This is a genomic window from Proteus faecis, from assembly GCF_030286765.1.
GTDB classification, from domain to species: Bacteria; Pseudomonadota; Gammaproteobacteria; order Enterobacterales; family Enterobacteriaceae; genus Proteus; species Proteus faecis.
In genome coordinates this window covers 803474-818779 of record NZ_JASVWV010000001.1, presented here as the reverse complement: position 1 = coordinate 818779, position 15306 = coordinate 803474, and the positions used below count along the sequence as shown (strand labels likewise).

Sequence of the window (15306 nt, the reverse complement as noted above, 5' to 3'; positions counted from 1 at the left end):
ATTACGCTTTTAACTGCTTGGCATGAAAAGCAATATGCTCACCAATAAAACTCGCCACAAAATAGTAACTGTGATCGTACCCTTGATGTAAATTCAATTGATAAGAGAATTGTTTTCTATCACAAGCTTGTGCAAATAATTCAGGTTTCAGTTGCTCTTGATAGAAAGGATCATCGAGTCCGACATCAATGCGTATAGGTAACACACTTTCTGCTTGGTTAATCAATGCCACCGTATCATATTGTTGCCATTGTGCTGTATCATCGCCTAAATAAGCGCTAAACGCTTTTTTACCCCAAGGAACAACTGATGGTGCTACGATCGGAGAAAACGCTGATACACTGCGATAGCGCTCTGAATTTCGCAGTCCAATCATTAATGCGCCATGTCCCCCCATCGAATGCCCACTAATGGCACGTTCATAAGTCACTGGAAAATGCGTTTCTATTAGTGCAGGAAGTTCATCTACAATGTAATCATACATATTGTAATGAGTATTCCATGGCGATTGAGTCGCATTGAGGTAAAACCCTGCGCCTTGCCCTAAATCATAAGCACTATCATCAGCGACATTTTCACCGCGAGGGCTAGTATCGGGTACAACTAAAATAATGCCATGTTGCGCGGCAAATTGCTGAGCGCCTGATTTAGTAATAAAATTTTGCTCGTTACAGGTTAAGCCTGATAACCAATATAAAACAGGGTATTTTTGCTCTTCTTCCATAGGAGGAAGATAGATAGCAAATTTCATCTCACAATTTAACGTCGTTGATGTATGTTGATAGACTTCTTGCCAACCACCAAAACAGGCATGACGTTCAATCCTTTCCATTTTGACTCCTTTAAAAGCAAAGACAAACCTATGAGACATAGGTTTGATGATGATTAATCGAAATGAATAACGGTTCGGATTGATTTACCTTCGTGCATTAAATCAAAAGCTTCATTAATTTTTTCTAACGGCAGTTTATGAGTAACAAAAGGCTTAAGTTCGATATTGCCTTTCATCGCATCCTCAACCATATCAGGTAATTGGCTACGACCTTTAACACCACCAAAAGCTGTACCTTTCCACGAACGTCCAGTCACTAATTGGAATGGACGGGTTGAGATCTCTTGTCCTGCACCTGCAACACCAATAATAATGGATTGCCCCCAGCCACGATGTGCACTTTCTAATGCTGCTCTCATGACATTAACGTTACCAATGCATTCAAAAGTATGATCAACACCCCATTGTGTCATTTCAATAAGTACTTGCTGAATGGGCTTGTCGTAGTCATTAGGATTTAAGCAATCTGTTGCACCAAATTGGCGTGCTAATGCAAATTTTTCAGGATTGGTATCGATAGCAAAAATACGACCCGCTTTAGCTTGTCTTGCGCCTTGAAGAACGGCAAGACCAATGCCTCCTAAACCAAATACAGCAACAGAATCACCTTCTTGCACTTTTGCTGTATTGTGAACCGCGCCAATACCTGTTGTTACGCCACAACCTAATAAACAAACTTCTTCGTGATTGGCTTCTGGATTAATTTTTGCCAGAGAAACTTCAGCCACCACTGTGTATTCGCTAAAAGTAGAGCATCCCATATAGTGATAAATGGGCTGTCCGTTATAAGAAAAACGAGTTGTTCCATCTGGCATTAAACCTTTACCTTGCGTTGCTCTGACTGCAACACATAAGTTTGTTTTGCCTGATTTACAGAATAGACATTCGCCACATTCAGCGGTATACAGAGGAATAACGTGATCGCCTGGTTTAACACTAGTGACACCTTCACCGACTTCGACAACTACTCCTGCACCTTCATGGCCAAGAATAGCAGGGAATACACCTTCAGGATCATCACCAGAAAGTGTGAATGCGTCTGTATGGCATACACCTGTGTGACTAATTTTAATGAGCACTTCACCCGCTTGAGGTGGCATGACATCAACTTCAACGATTTTTAAAGGTTCTCCTGGCCCAAATGCGACCGCGGCACGAGATTTCATGGTGTATCCTTTTTTGTTATTAACGCAGGTAAGTGCGGATAAGTGAAATGGCATCATCAACGGAATTTTTTTGATCTTCAGGAGAAGCGACGGCATCCATAAGACCTTCACGTAAATGACTTTCGAGTACACCGGCCATCAGACCGTTTATCGCACCTCTGATGGCGGCAATTTGTTGTAATACCTGACTGCATTCATTTTCTTTTTCAAGTGCAGTTTCCAATGCAAGAAGCTGTCCTTTAATTTTTCTTACGCGAGTCAACGCGGCTTTTTTTTCTGCTGGTGAGTGTGGCATACAGAGTCCTTAAATATACTATGGGGGAGTATAGTATTTAGAGGGATATATGTACAGAGAGATAAATAAAGTGTGTCGAGATGAGAATAAGTAAAAAAATAATGATGTGGAAGAGCCTAGTTCTTGGGTGCTGAGGAATAAGAAAAGAAGGGAAGAGAAATGATATTTAGAGAATAGATTGGAAATTTAAAGAGATAAAAACAAAAAAGACCCGCTATTGCGAGTCTTATCTGTTGATTTCGTGATAAACACGTTAGTAATCAATGGTGCGGGAGGCGAGACTTGAACTCGCACACCTTGCGGCGCCAGAACCTAAATCTGGTGCGTCTACCAATTTCGCCACTCCCGCAACAACTTGGAGAAAAAAAGACTCGCTCTGCGAGTCTCTCTTTCAAAATATGGCTGGGATACCAGGATTCGAACCTGGGAATGCCAGGATCAAAACCTGGTGCCTTACCGCTTGGCGATATCCCAAAAAATGGTGGCTATGACGGGATTCGAACCTGTGACCCCAACATTATGAGTGTTGTGCTCTAACCAGCTGAGCTACATAGCCGTATTGAATCTAGCTATCTTTCCTTTGAAAGATGGCTGGGGTACCAGGATTCGAACCTGGGAATGCCAGGATCAAAACCTGGTGCCTTACCGCTTGGCGATACCCCATCCGCTAATTCAATTGTCAACACACTATATTTATCAGAAAAATGGCTGGGATACCAGGATTCGAACCTGGGAATGCCAGGATCAAAACCTGGTGCCTTACCGCTTGGCGATATCCCAACTGATAAATTCTTGACGAAGTTTAAATGGTGCGGGAGGCGAGACTTGAACTCGCACACCTTGCGGCGCCAGAACCTAAATCTGGTGCGTCTACCAATTTCGCCACTCCCGCAAAAAGATGGTGGCTATGACGGGATTCGAACCTGTGACCCCAACATTATGAGTGTTGTGCTCTAACCAGCTGAGCTACATAGCCATCTTTTTTTGCATAACCTTCGTCGGCGTTGCGGGGCGCATTATGCGTATTACAGACAAATCCGTCAACTGCTTTTTGCATTAATTTTCGAGAAACGTGTCCGTTTGCTCGATGGTTAATCATTTTGTCGAAAAAAGATCCAAAAAACAACCTTATTGATGAAAAATATCTCAAAGTATAAGGCGCAATAGTGTATGAATAAAAAGAAAAAACAAAGCAGTAAGAGAAAGGATATTAAGTTAAAGAGGAAAAAGATGAAGAACAATGGGGATAAAAAAAGAAATGTAACGCGAAATTCACGCAACATTTCTTTTTCTTTGAATATTACTGATTGAATTTTAGACTCATTTTACAATTAAAATCAGAAAAGTATAAATTCAACTCAGAAAGTATAATTTATCGACAATAAACTACTTTTCTAATAGCTGTTGAAGCAATTCTCCGTTAAGCATTGCGCGTTTAGCCAAAGCAAAAGCCCCTATGGCAGAACGATGATCAAGCTCTGATATGACAATAGGAAGATCTTCTCTGAATTCTTTTAATACTTGTGTATTAATACAACTTTGAATTGAGGGAAGTAAAACTTCAGCCGCTTCAGTTAATTCACCCGCCAAAACTACTTTTTGTGGGTTAAATAGGTTAATTGCGATCGCAATCGCTTTACCTAAATGTAAACCCACTTGTTTGATGGTTTCGACTGCTAGAGGGTCATTTTTAACGGCAGCTCGACAAATATCTTGGATTTGGCACTGCGTTGGCGATAAATACTGGCTCGGATAGCCTTGCTCTAATTGATAGCGCACTCTGGCTTCGATAGCAGTATTGGATGCAATCGTTTCTAAACAACCAAAATTGCCACAATGGCAACGTTCACCTAGAGGATCGATTTGAATATGACCAATCTCCCCTAAATTACCACGTTGGTTGAGTAGAATTTTATTATTAATAATAACACCAGCACCAGCACCACGATGGATACGGACTAGTAACGAGTCTTCACAATCTCGTGTCGCACCAAAATAATTTTCAGCTAGTGCAAGGCTTCGAATATCATGTCCAGCATAACAAGGCAGATTAAAGCGTTTTTCTAAGCTATTGACCAGAGCCCAATTATCTACTTTCATATGAGGCATATAACGAACAATGCCTTTATTGGGATCAACAAGACCGGGTAAGATCACGGAAATTGAAATAAGCTCACGAATGCGGCGTTGATTTTGCTTAATAAAATCATCAATTGCATTGATAAGCAGGGCTTCAACTTCATTTTGAGTGCTCTGTTCTAACGGGTAGTGTTGCTCGATAATGACTTTACCGCTTAGGTCGTAAAGCGCGACAGTAGCATCATTACGACCCAATCGTACACTGACTGTATTAAAATTGCGGTGTTCAACAATAATAGAAATTGCACGACGTCCACCAGTTGATGCTTGTTGATCAACTTCTTTGATTAAGCCTCGCTCAAGCAACTGACGAGTAATTTTAGTCACACTGGCTGGCGCTAGTTGGCTTTGTTCGGCTATTTGGATACGGGAAATCGGCCCGTGTTGATCAATCAGTCGATACACAATCGCACTGTTAAGTTGTTTAACAAGATCGATATTGCCAATTTGCGTTTCAGTGTTGTTATGACTCATCAGCATATACATCCATTAGTTATTCAGTTATTTCGATACCATTGACAAACGTTGTACAAAGGTTGAAATCGTTGTCAAAAGAAGCGAGATTAGCAATTTTTCCAGCTTCAATTGTTCCCAATTCTTTTTCTATTCCAATTGCACGAGCAGGATAAAGTGTTGCCATCCGCAATGTTTCATCTAATGGAATACCTACGTGGATTACACTATTTTTGATTGCATCAATCATGGTCAGTGATGATCCACTTAATGTGCCATCCGCATCGACACAAAGGCCATTACGATAATATATGGTTTTACCGGCAAAATCGAAACTATCCATCTCATTTTTATTAGGATCAAGTCCTGCTGGCGCAGTTGCGTCTGTGACTAAAAGTAATTTTTCACCTTTTAAACGCTTACTGTTACGAATATTTGCCCATGAAACATGTAAACCATCGGCAATGATACCAGCATAAACCTCTGGTGTATCATAAATGGCGCCAACAAGCCCAGGGCCTCTGCCTGTAATATAAGGCATTGCATTGTAAAGGTGAGTCGATAATGAGATACCATTACGGAATCCTTTACGTGCTTCTTCATAAGTTGAATTGGAATGACCCGCAGAAACAATGATACCTGCTTTGATTAATTGACGAACATACTTTTCATCAACCATTTCTGGCGCAAGAGTGATTTTGGCGATGACATCAGCATTATCGCACAAATAGTTAATCATCTGAGCACTTGGTTGACGAATGAATTGTGGATCATGAGTTCCTTTTTTAATCACGTTGATATAAGGACCTTCTAAATGTAATCCCAATACTTTATTTTTATGTTTCTTCATATAAGCACGAGTTGCTTCAATGCCTATTTTCATCAATTCATCAGAACAGGTAATTAGCGTTGGCAAATAGCTAGTGCAACCTAAACGTTCATTCGCCTTTTGCATAATTTCTAACGTTTCAACAGTAACATTTTCAGGTGTGTCATTAAATTGTACACCACCACAACCATTAACCTGTAAATCGATAAAGCCGGGAGAGACAATTGCCCCTTTCATATCACGAACAGTAATATCTTTTGGCAGTTGATCCTGTGGGCAAACCTGCTCAATATGGGCGCCGTTAATAATAATGGCGTGGTTTTCTAAACGGTCGTAACCTGTATAAATAACAGCATTTGTTAAGGCAAACATACCTTTGTCTCCTGATAAGGGAAGTCAATCTAAAAAGCCGATATCAGCCAGCAAATTCTGGCTGATAAGTAAGAGAGTTTAGCCTTTTCCGCTACTTAATCAGTAGGTACTTAATTTTACTAAACTTAGTCTTGGTATTTCTGACACTCTTGCGCTTCAATTTGTTGGAAATAACGCAATGTTTTTACTCGTAATTCCATTGTTGCTGGATCGTCACACACTAAAATTGCTTTAGGGTGAAGTTGAACACAGGAAATCGTCCATAAATGGTTAACAGCGCCTTCTGTTGCTGCATGTACGGCTTGTGCTTTATTAAAACCAGTTGCCAAAATCATCAATTCTTCAGCATCTAATAATGTGCCTACACCAACTGTCAGTGCATATTTAGGAACATGATTGACATTATTATCGAAGAAACGTGAATTTGCTAAGCGTGTATCTTCAGTTAGCGTTTTCATACGAGTGCGTGAAGAGAGTGATGACGCGGGTTCATTAAATGCAATGTGACCGTCGTTACCTACACCGCCCATAAATAAATTGATTTTGCCATAAGACTTGATTTTAGCCTCATAACGTTCGCATTCAGCTTGTGGATCTTCTGCATTGCCGTTTAATAAATTGATATTTTCATCTTTAATATCAATATGATTAAAGAAGTTTTCATACATAAAAGTACGATAACTTTGTGAATGGTCAGATGGAATACCAACATATTCATCCATATTGAACGTCACAACGTGTTGGAAGCTAACTTTTCCTGCACGATGTAATTCAATTAACTCTTTATATGTCGCCAATGGCGTGCCACCAGTCGGTAAACCAAGTACGAAAGGGCGTTCTGCCGTTGGATTAAATGCGTTGATTTTCTCAACGATGTAATTTGCAGACCACTTACCAACTTGCTTTGCCGTAGATAGGGGGATTAACCTCATAGTAACCTCATAGAAAAAAGACAAATCTGATAATTCAGTAACGTGTTATTTCATCATGTGATTATCAGTAGCTCATCTATAACACGAATTTCTTTTCATTTTTAGCTGATGATCGAAATGTCCCGCCAAAAGATATTTTTAATCATAAAATAAGCTTTCTGACTTAGCTAGCATTTAAGCTAAAAAATATACGACATTGGTGACTCAAATCACAAATTATGACTAATTAATTTGCGATACGAAATAATTTTTTTAGACTAAAAATGGAATTAAATAATTAGCTCATCAATTTTGTTACAAAATATGAATGAGTATGAATAAGATCCCGCATAGGGGCTATCCAAGGGGGAGTTTGTGAATATTTTAAGTTATCTGCAGAAGATAGGGCGGGCGCTGATGGTGCCTGTTGCTACATTACCTGCAGCAGCAATTCTGATGGGGATTGGCTACTGGATTGATCCAGTAGGCTGGGGTAGCGATAACGCGCTTGCTGCCTTACTTATCAAATCTGGTGCTGCCATCATCGATAATATGTCAGTCTTGTTTGCCATTGGTGTTGCTTATGGTATGTCGAAAGACAAAGACGGTGCTGCCGCTTTAACAGGATTTGTTGGGTTCTTAGTCGTGACAACACTTTGCTCTCCAGCAGCGGTGTCAATGATTAAAGGCCTACCTTTAGAAGAGGTTCCCGTTGCTTTTGGTAAAATAAATAACCAGTTTGTTGGGATCTTGGTTGGTGTCCTTTCTGCCGAGCTTTATAATCGCTTTAGTAGCGTTGAATTGCCTCGCGCATTGTCATTCTTTAGCGGTCGCCGTTTAGTTCCTATCTTAACCTCATTTTTAATGATTATCGTTGCCTTTATTCTGATGTATATCTGGCCTGTGATTTATGGCGGATTAGTCAGCTTTGGTGAAAGCATTAAAGATATGGGGGCATTAGGTGCGGGTATTTACGCATTCTTTAACCGTTTATTAATTCCAGTGGGCTTACACCATGCGTTGAACTCTGTATTCTGGTTTGACGTTGCTGGTATTAATGATATTCCTAACTTCCTAGCAGGTCAGCAAGCTATTGATTCTGGCTTAGCAACAGTGGGGGTTACAGGTCGTTATCAAGCAGGTTTCTTCCCAGTAATGATGTTTGGTTTACCGGGGGCAGCTCTTGCTATTTATCACTGCGCACGTAAAGAGCACAAAGCAAAAGTGGCTGGTATTATGATGGCGGGTGCGTTTGCCGCATTCTTCACCGGTATTACTGAGCCGCTTGAATTCTCCTTTATGTTCGTGGCACCAGTGCTTTATGTTATTCACGCATTCTTAATGGCGATTTCTGTTTATATCGCGGCAAGCATGGAGTGGATTTCAGGATTCGGCTTTAGTGCAGGCTTAGTGGATATGTTCTTATCTTCACGTAACCCACTAGCTGTTCATTGGTACATGCTGATTGTTCAGGGTATTGTTTTCTTCTTTATCTATTACGGTATTTTCCGTTTCACTATCACTAAATTTAACCTGAAAACACCAGGTCGTGAAGATGAAGTGGTTGGTGATGAAACGGCGGATGGTTATGATGAAGATGTCAAAACAGCGCCAGCAAATAGTAAAGAAGGTATCCAGCAAGAAGCTCGTCAATATATCGCGGCTATCGGTGGTTCAGATAACTTAACCGGTATTGATGCTTGTATTACCCGTTTACGTTTAAATGTAAAAGATGCCACAGTTGTTAATGATGCCTATGCAAAACGTTTAGGTGCATCAGGTGTTATTCGTTTAAACAAACAAAGCGTTCAAGTGATTGTGGGTACGCGTGCTGAATTAGTTGCTAACGCTATGCGTGAAGTATTAACTCAAGGCCCTGTGCCGGCTTATGAAGCGCCTGCTAGTTCAACAGTATCTATGGAGAAAACAGCAGTAAAACAAGCCAACACAACTGCAAAAGTGTTACTTGAAATGATTGCACCTTTTGATGGTGAAGTCGTGGCATTGAAAGATGTGCCTGATGAAGCGTTCTCTAGTGGTGTTGTTGGTGATGGTGTAGCGATTAAACCAACCTCTAATATCGTGATGGCTCCAGCAACAGGTACGGTGGTTAAGATTTTTGATACAAACCACGCATTTTGTATTGAGACTGACAATGGTGTTGAAATCATCGTGCATATGGGAATTGATACCGTTGCGTTAGGTGGCAAAGGCTTCAAGCGTCTAGTTGAGGAAGGTGCAGAGGTTAAAGTTGGTCAACCTATCTTAGAATTAGATCTTGAATATCTGAATGCTAATGCTAAATCGATGATAAGTCCTGTGATTGTTAGTAATATCGATGATTTTGATAAGATTGCTAACCCCGTTGCCGGTGTTGTGGTCGGAAATAAAACCATTATCTACAATGTGATAAAATAAATTCTATATAGATATTTAATCCTCTATAAAGAGATGGTTAAATAAGACGATAAAACGGGGAGTCTTTTGAACTTCCCGTTTTTTTATCTCTATTTTGATAAATATCTCAGGGGTGTATTTAGCTAAGGTATTTATGAAACCTGCTTATTGGATTATAGTGGGTTAATTATGCGTTTTGCTTTGAGGAAAAAATGACCATGAATGAGGCAGATGCCCGCCCAACGAACTTTATTCGTCAAATTATTGATGAAGATCTGGCTACTGGGAAACATGATAGCGTTCATACGCGTTTCCCACCTGAACCTAATGGCTATCTTCATATCGGCCATGCGAAATCAATTTGCCTGAATTTTGGTATTGCTAAAGATTATCAGGGAAAATGTAATCTACGTTTTGATGATACCAATCCAGTAAAAGAAGATATTGAGTACATCAACTCAATTCAAAAAGATGTTCAGTGGTTAGGTTTCCAATGGGAAGGTAGCATTCATTACTCCTCAGATTATTTTGATCAGCTTTATCAATATGCGATTGAGCTGATTAATAAAGGCTTAGCTTATGTTGATGAGTTAAGCGCTGAAGAAATTCGTGAATACCGCGGTACATTAAAAGAGCCAGGTAAAAACAGCCCTTATCGTTCACGTAGCGTAGAAGAGAACTTAGCGTTATTTGAAAAAATGCGTGCTGGTGGTTTTGAAGAAGGTAAAGCCTGTTTACGTGCAAAAATTGATATGGCATCACCGTTTATTGTTATGCGTGATCCTGTGCTTTATCGTATTAAATTTGCTGAACATCACCAAACTGGAAATAAATGGTGCATTTATCCTATGTATGATTTTACCCACTGTATCTCTGATGCACTGGAAAATATCACGCATTCTTTATGTACTTTAGAGTTCCAAGATAACCGTCGTTTATATGATTGGGTATTGGATAATATCACTATCCCTTGTCATCCTCGTCAATATGAATTCTCACGTCTTAATCTTGAATACACAGTGATGTCAAAACGTAAGCTGAATCAGCTTGTGACAGAAAACATTGTCAATGGTTGGGATGATCCTCGTATGCCAACGATTTCAGGCTTACGTCGTCGTGGTTATACTGCAGAATCTATTCGTGAGTTTTGTCTACGTATTGGTGTAACGAAACAAGAAAACAACGTCGAAATGGCAGCGTTGGAATCTTGTATTCGTGATGATTTAAACGAAAATGCACCACGTGCAATGGCGGTTATCGATCCCGTTCGTTTAGTGATTGAAAATATGCCTGAAGGTGAAGAAATTCTTGTTGCACCAAATCACCCGAATAAACCAGAAATGGGAACGCGTGAAGTACCATTTAGCCGTGAGATCTATATTGATCGCGCTGACTTCAAAGAAGAAGCAAACCGTCAATATAAACGTTTGGTGCTAGGTAAAGAAGTGCGTTTACGTAATGCTTATGTTATTAAAGCAGAACGTGTTGAAAAAGATGAGCAAGGTGAAATTACGACTATTTACTGTACCTATGATGCAGAGACTTTAAATAAAGATCCTGCTGATGGACGTAAAGTAAAAGGCGTTATTCACTGGGTAAGTATTCCACATGCTGTTCCTGCTGAAATTCGTCTTTATGATCGTCTATTTAGCGTACCAAACCCAGCAGCAGAAGATGATTTCTTATCAACAATCAACCCTGAATCATTAGTTATTCGCGAAGGTTTTGTTGAACGTAGCTTAAAAGATGCAGCTATTGAAAAAGCGTATCAATTTGAGCGTGAAGGCTACTTCTGTGTTGATAAGCTTTCAACGGCAGATAAACTTGTGTTTAACCGCACCGTAGGCTTACGCGACACTTGGGCGAAGATTTCTCAGCAAGGTTAATCTAACGCACTTTAAGTCACATTAGTATTTTAATGAAAAATGCTCGGTAATTATTTATCGAGCATTTTTTTAGTTGTTTTACACCTTGGTTTGTATGATTTTTCATCTATTGATATAAAATATTTACTACTCTTAATTTGATTGATTGGTCATTTTCTCTTTTTTCGGTGATAAATTTTCATTTATTTCAGTTGAAATAATTTATTCACTATCACTTTATTCTTTTGTTTTTTCATACCATCACGCTAAATAAAACTGTAATAATAAAAGTGTGATACGAGCCATATATTTCACATCGTTAAAAAAGATTATTTATAAATACTGCTTATTATTCCTTTCTGTCAAAACGAAATTTTATATCATTTAATGATTTTTTTATAAAATAGAGTTAAATCAATCAATTATGAAATTTTCAAATCACTCTTTATAAAAGTAAAAAAATGAAACGATTATTGTGTTATGTGCCCTTTGTCATATTTTGATAAAAATTCTTTTTTTTAGGTTGATAATTCGCGTCGCGAAAAATATGCTGTTTCTAACCTAATTTAGGTTTTTTCCCCACTTGGGGTTTTATATTTGGAAATAGGCATTGTGCTTATTTCTTTTTTAGTCAAAGTCAAAGAGGAACAATGCTATGGTTATGCAACATGCTAAACCAGGCAGGGTGGCACTTGCCGTTATGGGCGCATTGCTTGTAACTGCACTACCTGCAAAAATGTCTCATGCTGAAGGGTTTATTGATGACTCAACCTTAACGGGTGGTCTTTTTTATTGGCAACGTGATCGTGATAGAAAAGAGTTAACACCAAATAGCCCCGATTACGGCAAATACAAAGCTAACTTACACCATTCTACATTCAACGCTAATTTAGATTTCTCATCTGGTTACCTCGGTGATTTTATCGGTATTGATTTAGCTGCTTTTGGTGCGGCTGAATTGAATAACAGTGGCCCTGCGGCACCTAATGAAATCGGTTTTAGTGACGCTAAAAGTCGCTGGGATGAAAAATGGACTGGCGATCGCAGTGGCTTAAGTGTTTATAAAGCGGCTGCAAAATTCAAATTAGGCAATTTCTGGGCTCAAGGGGGATATATTCAACCTAAAGGTCAAACGTTATTGCGTCCACATTGGAGCTTCTTACCGGGAACTTACCGCGGTGCAGAAGCGGGTGCTGTTTTCGATTTCGATAAAAGCGGTGAATTATCTTTCTCATATATGTGGACAGATGAATATAAAGCGCCATGGTATCGGAATATGTACAACTTCCGCAAAGCGGATCTAGAAACCAATATCAGCTATCTTCACTCTTTCGGCGCCAAATATGATTTTAAAAATAGCCTAGTACTAGAAGCGGCATTTGGTCAGGCCGATGGTTATATTGATCAGTATTTTGGCAAAGTTTCTTATGATTTCCCAATTGCTGATAATGCATTAAGAACGTCTTACCAATTCTACGGTGCTAAAGATAAAGTGACCGGCGGTGGCGTTAATGACGTTTATGATGGGCTGGCATGGTTACAAGCACTGACTTTTGGTTATACCTATAATGTATTTGACTTCAAAGTAGAAGGAACATGGGTTAAAGCTGAAGGTAATCAAGGTTATTTCTTACAACGTATGACGCCGGGTTGGGCAACATCAAATGGTCGCCTTGATATCTGGTGGGATGGTCGTTCAGACTTTAACGCTAATGGAGAAAAAGCACTTTATGCTGGCGTTATGTATGATCTGAAAAACTGGGATCTATCCGGTTGGGCTGTAGGTACCTCTTATATTTACGCATGGGATGCTAAGCCAAGTGGTAAAGCCATTTATGACCAAGGTCAGCGTATTAGAGAAAGTGCATGGAATGCGGATATTATGTATACGGTTCAAGAAGGTCGCGCTAAAGGCACTCTCTTTAAGCTTCACTATACCCGTTATGATAATCACTCTGATATTCCAAGTTATGACGGTGGTTTTAGTAATATTTTCCAAGATGAAAAAGACGTTAAGTTTAACGTGATAATGCCATTCACTATTTTCTAATATCGACATAAGGATAAAGTGTATTAATTGCACTTTATCCTAAATAAAACTAAAAAGAATTAAATACGATTACGATAAATAAAATAAGTCGTAAAAAGGTAGGGGTGCGTTAATTAAGAAGTAGAAACAAAAGAGTTGAAGTAAAAGTAGTAAACAGTTGTTTTAAAATAGTGGTATGCAGTTGTAGTAAAAGTAATGAAGTAAAGTCGTCATGTCATATCGTCTGAGATAAATGTAAGTGGGTTATGTTTATCTCTTGCGCTTCAGTTATTTCGCAGAATTTGCGTAAGGTATTTACCCTAAGTAAAGGCAGTCAGAGTGGGTATCGTAGTGGGGGGTAAATACCTTTATTTTTTCATTCCTTTCTTTTTCGTCCTTTTCATCCTTGTACGTTTTTTTATTCTATGGCAAATTTCTTGCCGTTCATTTTATCTCACCTTATTTATTATTTTGCATTAAAAGCTGTTTGATAATGCAAGTTTCCAGGAAGAAGCATGTTAAAACGATTGGATGATTTTTTATTAGAACCACCATTGAAACCTTTTAAAGGTATAAAACGATTTATTATTGAATTTCTTTTTTTTGGTGTGAAAGAGGCGCGGTCTTGTTTATTTGCGGGATTTTTCTTTTTTATTTTATTTGCAACACCAAGTAACGGTATTTTTGGCATACCTCGTTATGATGTACTTCTTATTCTCGCTATCGCTTTTCAATTATGGATGGTGTGGGGAAAGTTGGAAACATGGGATGAATTAAAAGCGATTTGTTTTTTCCACATTGTTGGTTTTGTGATGGAGCTATTTAAAACATCAGCGGCAATTGGTTCATGGAAATACCCTGATTTTGCTTACACAAAATTGTGGGAAGTCCCTTTGTTTACAGGATTTATGTATTCTGCGGTAGGAAGTTATTTAATTCAAGCATGGCGTTTTTTTAAACTTCGTATAGATAATTACCCACCTTATTGGCTGGCAACATTTGTTGCTCTTGCTATTTATATTAATTTCTTTTCTCATCACTTTATTGGTGATTATCGATGGTACTTAACTGCCTTTATTTTAGGTCTTTACGCTCGTAGTGTGGTTTATTTTACGCCTTATGATACAGAGCGAAAGATGCCCTTATTACTTGCTTTTGTTCTAATAGGTTTCTTTATTTGGCTTGCTGAGAATTTCGGTACATTTTTTGGTGTTTGGCAATACCCTAACCAAATTGGTGCTTGGTCTGCAGTACATGCAGGCAAATGGGGCTCTTGGTCACTATTGGTTATTGTTACATTTACGATTGTGGTGCATTTAAAACATGTCAAACACAGTATTAGTGTGATGAAGTAACGATATTTATATTACCTAATTTTGAATAATAAAAAAGGAACTGTTCACAGTTCCTTTTTTTTACTGAGAGATTATCCAGAATGAATTATTTCTCATCATGTGCATGGCTATCTTCTTTGCAATTACCTTCAGCGCAGTGGCCATATAAATAAAGGCTATGATTGGAAAGTTTGATACCATGACGTTCAGCGATGTTTCTTTGGCGTAATTCAATTGCATCGTCTGTAAACTCGATAACTTTACCACAATCAAGACAAATTAGATGGTCATGATGGTGTTGTTGAGTTAATTCAAATACTGATTTACCACCTTCAAAATTATGTCGGGTAACAATACCAGCATCATCAAATTGGTTTAAGACGCGATACACTGTAGCCAGACCAATCTCTTCACCGATATCGATGAGTTTTTTGTAGAGATCTTCAGCACTGACATGATGGCACTCAGGATCCTGGAGCACTTCCAAGATCTTTAAGCGAGGAAGTGTAACTTTTAACCCAGCATTTTTTAACGCTTTATTATTGTCGGTCATGCGGATTTAATCCTGTTGCTAATGGTGAATTTAATTTTTGTGCTCACAAATAGGTTTTATTCATTAATACTCGGGTGAATAAATAACCTCATTGATTATAGGCATGATATTTAAAAATAAACACCCCACCT

Annotated in this window: 11 protein-coding genes and 7 tRNA genes; 4 read left to right on the top strand and 14 right to left on the bottom strand. The window is 38.8% G+C overall.

Features of this window, described 5'->3' with window-relative positions:
- Position 1: 1 nt before the first annotated feature.
- The 13 genes from fghA to nagB all read right to left on the bottom strand — a co-directional run bounded on the left by fghA (position 2) and on the right by nagB (position 7018).
- On the bottom strand, positions 2 to 832 hold the full coding sequence (fghA, locus tag QSH13_RS03870; protein WP_109406508.1) for an S-formylglutathione hydrolase: 831 nt from the start codon (positions 830 to 832) through the stop codon (positions 2 to 4).
- 53 nt (positions 833 to 885) lie between these two features.
- Positions 886 to 1998, bottom strand: coding sequence for an S-(hydroxymethyl)glutathione dehydrogenase/class III alcohol dehydrogenase (locus QSH13_RS03865; RefSeq protein WP_109398160.1), 1113 nt, complete (start codon positions 1996 to 1998; stop codon positions 886 to 888).
- A 19-nt stretch (positions 1999 to 2017) separates the two neighbouring features.
- Complete coding sequence (locus QSH13_RS03860) at positions 2018 to 2293, bottom strand: metal/formaldehyde-sensitive transcriptional repressor (protein ID WP_109398159.1); 276 nt, start codon at positions 2291 to 2293, stop codon at positions 2018 to 2020.
- Between the two features lie 264 nt (positions 2294 to 2557).
- A tRNA-Leu gene (locus tag QSH13_RS03855) sits at positions 2558 to 2642 on the bottom strand.
- A gap of 50 nt (positions 2643 to 2692) precedes the next feature.
- Positions 2693 to 2767 (bottom strand) — tRNA-Gln (locus QSH13_RS03850).
- Positions 2768 to 2772: 5 nt separating this feature from the next.
- A tRNA-Met gene (locus tag QSH13_RS03845) sits at positions 2773 to 2849 on the bottom strand.
- 32 nt (positions 2850 to 2881) lie between these two features.
- A tRNA-Gln gene (locus QSH13_RS03840) sits at positions 2882 to 2956 on the bottom strand.
- Between the two features lie 42 nt (positions 2957 to 2998).
- A tRNA-Gln gene (locus QSH13_RS03835) sits at positions 2999 to 3073 on the bottom strand.
- A gap of 27 nt (positions 3074 to 3100) precedes the next feature.
- A tRNA-Leu gene (locus QSH13_RS03830) sits at positions 3101 to 3185 on the bottom strand.
- 7 nt (positions 3186 to 3192) lie between these two features.
- A tRNA-Met gene (locus QSH13_RS03825) sits at positions 3193 to 3269 on the bottom strand.
- A gap of 410 nt (positions 3270 to 3679) precedes the next feature.
- A complete protein-coding gene (gene nagC / locus QSH13_RS03820) occupies positions 3680 to 4912 on the bottom strand; it encodes a DNA-binding transcriptional regulator NagC (protein ID WP_109398158.1) in 1233 nt (410 codons plus the stop codon).
- A 13-nt stretch (positions 4913 to 4925) separates the two neighbouring features.
- Positions 4926 to 6086, bottom strand: a complete 1161-nt coding sequence (gene nagA, locus QSH13_RS03815; protein ID WP_109406507.1) for an N-acetylglucosamine-6-phosphate deacetylase — start codon at positions 6084 to 6086, stop codon at positions 4926 to 4928.
- A gap of 125 nt (positions 6087 to 6211) precedes the next feature.
- Positions 6212 to 7018 (bottom strand): glucosamine-6-phosphate deaminase, encoded by an 807-nt coding sequence (nagB, locus tag QSH13_RS03810; protein WP_075671607.1) that lies wholly within the window; start codon positions 7016 to 7018, stop codon positions 6212 to 6214.
- A 354-nt stretch (positions 7019 to 7372) separates the two neighbouring features.
- Here nagB and nagE point away from each other — a divergent pair, with 354 nt between their 5' ends.
- The 4 genes from nagE (at position 7373) to QSH13_RS03790 (ending at position 14643) form a co-directional block, all read left to right on the top strand.
- The gene (gene nagE, locus QSH13_RS03805; RefSeq protein ID WP_109406506.1) at positions 7373 to 9415 is read left to right on the top strand and encodes an N-acetylglucosamine-specific PTS transporter subunit IIBC; all 2043 of its coding nucleotides are present in this window, start codon (positions 7373 to 7375) and stop codon (positions 9413 to 9415) included.
- 197 nt (positions 9416 to 9612) lie between these two features.
- Complete coding sequence (gene glnS, locus QSH13_RS03800) at positions 9613 to 11280, top strand: glutamine--tRNA ligase (RefSeq protein ID WP_109398155.1); 1668 nt, start codon at positions 9613 to 9615, stop codon at positions 11278 to 11280.
- Positions 11281 to 11914: 634 nt separating this feature from the next.
- Positions 11915 to 13309: a chitoporin ChiP gene (gene chiP, locus QSH13_RS03795; RefSeq protein ID WP_109398154.1), complete on the top strand. Its 1395-nt coding sequence runs from the start codon at positions 11915 to 11917 to the stop codon at positions 13307 to 13309.
- Positions 13310 to 13803: 494 nt separating this feature from the next.
- Positions 13804 to 14643: a DUF817 domain-containing protein gene (locus QSH13_RS03790; RefSeq protein WP_286038841.1), complete on the top strand. Its 840-nt coding sequence runs from the start codon at positions 13804 to 13806 to the stop codon at positions 14641 to 14643.
- An 85-nt stretch (positions 14644 to 14728) separates the two neighbouring features.
- Here the strand turns inward: QSH13_RS03790 and fur are convergent, their stop codons facing one another.
- Positions 14729 to 15175, bottom strand: a complete 447-nt coding sequence (gene fur / locus QSH13_RS03785) for a ferric iron uptake transcriptional regulator (RefSeq protein WP_023581171.1) — start codon at positions 15173 to 15175, stop codon at positions 14729 to 14731.
- Positions 15176 to 15306: the final 131 nt, after the last annotated feature.

What these genes read in the sequence shown, in the direction of transcription:
- fghA (WP_109406508.1), bottom strand. Translation starts at nt 832, where the DNA reads ATGGAAAGGATTGAACGTCATGCCTGTTTTGGTGGTTGGCAAGAAGTC.
- QSH13_RS03865 (WP_109398160.1), bottom strand. Translation starts at nt 1,998, where the DNA reads ATGAAATCTCGTGCCGCGGTCGCATTTGGGCCAGGAGAACCTTTAAAA.
- QSH13_RS03860 (WP_109398159.1), bottom strand. Translation starts at nt 2,293, where the DNA reads ATGCCACACTCACCAGCAGAAAAAAAAGCCGCGTTGACTCGCGTAAGA.
- nagC (WP_109398158.1), bottom strand. Translation starts at nt 4,912, where the DNA reads ATGCTGATGAGTCATAACAACACTGAAACGCAAATTGGCAATATCGAT.
- nagA (WP_109406507.1), bottom strand. Translation starts at nt 6,086, where the DNA reads ATGTTTGCCTTAACAAATGCTGTTATTTATACAGGTTACGACCGTTTA.
- nagB (WP_075671607.1), bottom strand. Translation starts at nt 7,018, where the DNA reads ATGAGGTTAATCCCCCTATCTACGGCAAAGCAAGTTGGTAAGTGGTCT.
- glnS (WP_109398155.1), top strand. Translation starts at nt 9,613, where the DNA reads ATGAATGAGGCAGATGCCCGCCCAACGAACTTTATTCGTCAAATTATT.
- chiP (WP_109398154.1), top strand. Translation starts at nt 11,915, where the DNA reads ATGGTTATGCAACATGCTAAACCAGGCAGGGTGGCACTTGCCGTTATG.
- QSH13_RS03790 (WP_286038841.1), top strand. Translation starts at nt 13,804, where the DNA reads ATGTTAAAACGATTGGATGATTTTTTATTAGAACCACCATTGAAACCT.
- fur (WP_023581171.1), bottom strand. Translation starts at nt 15,175, where the DNA reads ATGACCGACAATAATAAAGCGTTAAAAAATGCTGGGTTAAAAGTTACA.